3 protein-coding genes are annotated in these 2,074 nt (G+C 71.3%); 1 reads left to right on the top strand and 2 read right to left on the bottom strand.

Annotated elements, in window-relative coordinates; genetic code table 11:
• Positions 1-31 precede the first annotated feature (31 nt).
• Positions 32-691, top strand: a complete 660-nt coding sequence (locus tag ACFPZL_RS12570; protein WP_218115456.1) for a response regulator transcription factor — start codon at positions 32-34, stop codon at positions 689-691.
• A 24-nt stretch (positions 692-715) separates the two neighbouring features.
• Here ACFPZL_RS12570 and ribH read toward each other — a convergent pair whose 3' ends face one another.
• Together ribH and ribA are read right to left on the bottom strand one after the other, a co-directional pair.
• Positions 716-1,210: a 6,7-dimethyl-8-ribityllumazine synthase gene (gene ribH, locus ACFPZL_RS12575; protein WP_218115457.1), complete on the bottom strand. Its 495-nt coding sequence runs from the start codon at positions 1,208-1,210 to the stop codon at positions 716-718.
• Positions 1,207-2,074, bottom strand: an 868-nt coding sequence (gene ribA, locus ACFPZL_RS12580; RefSeq protein ID WP_382335687.1) for a GTP cyclohydrolase II, incomplete at its 5' end; no start/stop codon positions are given. The genes ribA and ribH, both read right to left, overlap by 4 nt.

Consider the following 2,074-nt stretch of genomic DNA (forward strand, 5'->3'; position numbering starts at 1 on the left):
GCAGGACCCGCTGCTTCGGTACACTGGCGCGATGACCGCTCCGACTCGCATCCTGGTCGTGGACGACGACGCGCTCGCCGCAGCCGGGGTCGCCGCGGTGCTCGGCACCGCCGAGGACCTGGCCGTCGTCGGCACCCGCAGCGACGGCGATCAGGTCGAGGACGCGATCCATGAACTGCACCCGGACGTCGTGCTGTGCGACGTCCGGATGCCGCGCGTCGACGGCATCTCGGTCGTCCGCCGTCTCGTCGGCATGCCCGGCGCTCCGAGGTTCCTGATGATGACCGCCTTCGACGACGACGGTGTCGTGCTGCAGGCCATCGACGCGGGAGCGATCGGCTTCATCCACAAGGATGAGGATCCGCACCGGATTCTCGATGCCGTGCGCGCAGCCGCGCTCGGCGAGGCGCCGTTCTCGCCCCGAGCCGCCGTGGAGATCACCGGCTGGGCCCGTTCCGAGCGCACCTCGGCCAGACGACTCGACGCGCTGGCGAAGATGGAACGCCTCACGGTACGGGAGCGCGAGTTCGCGCTCGCCGTGATGACCGGCGCGTCCGATGCCGAGATCGCCGCGCAGATGTTCGTCTCCGAGACGACGGTGAAGTCGGCGCTCGCGGCGATCCGGACCAAATGGGATGCTCGGAACCGCACCGATCTCGCCGTGATCGTGGCGCACTCCGGGCTGGGCTGAGCCCTAGAATTTCGCAGACATGCCCTAGCTCCCCGCCTGGATCCGCCGCACCGCGAGGGCTGCATGCAGCGCGGCCTCGGCGGCCTCCCGACCCTTCGACTCGCGTGAACCGGGCAGCCCCGAGCGATCGAGCGCTTGCTGCTCGTCGTCGGTCGTGAGCACGCCGAACCCGACCGGTTTGCCGCTGTCGAGCTGCACGCGGGTGAGCCCGTCGGTCACGGAGCCCGCCACGTATTCGAAGTGCGGCGTGCCGCCGCGGATGATCACGCCGAGGCAGACCGCCGCGTCGAAGCCGCCCCCGCCGTCCTCGGCGGGGCGCAGCGCCGCCTGTGCGGCGAGCGGCAGTTCGAAGGCGCCGGCCACCCGGAACAGGGAGTGGTCGGCGCCGGAATCCACGATCGTCTCGTGGGCGCCGCGGATCAGCCCGCCCATGATCTTCTGATGCCAGCTGCCCGCGATCACCGCGATGCGCAGCCCGGTCGCGTCGACCGCCAGCTCGGGCGCTCCGTCTCCGCTCATCCCTGATCCGTCCCTTCCGCCTCGTCGGCCATCCGCTGGGGGAGGAGGTGCCCCATGCGGTCGCGCTTCGTCTTCAGGTAGTCGGTGTTCTGCTCCGTCAGGCCGACGAAGAGCGGCACGCGCTCCGTCACCTCGACCCCGTAGCCCTTGATCTGGGTCACCTTGTCGGGGTTGTTCGTGAGCAGCCGCACGCTGGTGAGTCCGAGGTCGTCCAGGATCTCCGCCGCGGCCGTGTAGTCGCGCGCATCCCCGGGGAGCCCGAGCTGCAGGTTCGCGTCGAGCGTGTCGATCCCGGCCTCCTGCAGCTGGTAGGCGCGGAGCTTGTTGGCGAGGCCGATGCCCCGGCCCTCCTGCCCGCGCAGGTAGACGACGACACCGCCGCGCTGCTGGACCAGGTCGAGGGCGGCGTGCAACTGCGGCCCGCACTCGCACTTCAGCGAACCGAATGCCTCGCCCGTGATGCACTCCGAGTGCACTCGCACCAGTGCGTCGTCGCCCGGCATCGACCCGTCGGGGGCGGCCGCGATGAGCGCGAGGTGGTCGACGCCGCTCCGCCGGTCGCGGTAGGCGCGCATGCGGAACGGCCCGTGCTCGGTGGGCACGAGGGTGTCCGCCTTCAGGCTCACCTGGCGATGCGGGACGGGAGCCGCAGGTGCGCTCGTCGGGTCGTGCTCCTCGAGGTAGGCGATCAGCTGCTCGATCGTGACGACCGGAACGCCTTCGGCGGCGCCCAGCTCGAGCAGCCCGGGCAGGCGCATCATCTCGCCGTCCTCGGCCACGATCTCGGCGATCATCGCGACCGGCCGCAGGCCCGCGAGGCGCATCAGCTCGACGCTCGCCTCGGTGTGCCCGGCGCGTGCGCGC

Origin of the sequence: Leucobacter soli, from assembly GCF_042659205.1 — a bacterium.
Taxonomy (GTDB): Bacteria; Actinomycetota; Actinomycetes; order Actinomycetales; family Microbacteriaceae; genus Leucobacter; species Leucobacter soli.

Coding starts and splice junctions, on each gene's coding strand:
- ribH (WP_218115457.1), bottom strand. CDS start 1,210: ATGAGCGGAGACGGAGCGCCCGAGCTGGCGGTCGACGCGACCGGGCTG.
- ACFPZL_RS12570 (WP_218115456.1), top strand. CDS start 32: ATGACCGCTCCGACTCGCATCCTGGTCGTGGACGACGACGCGCTCGCC.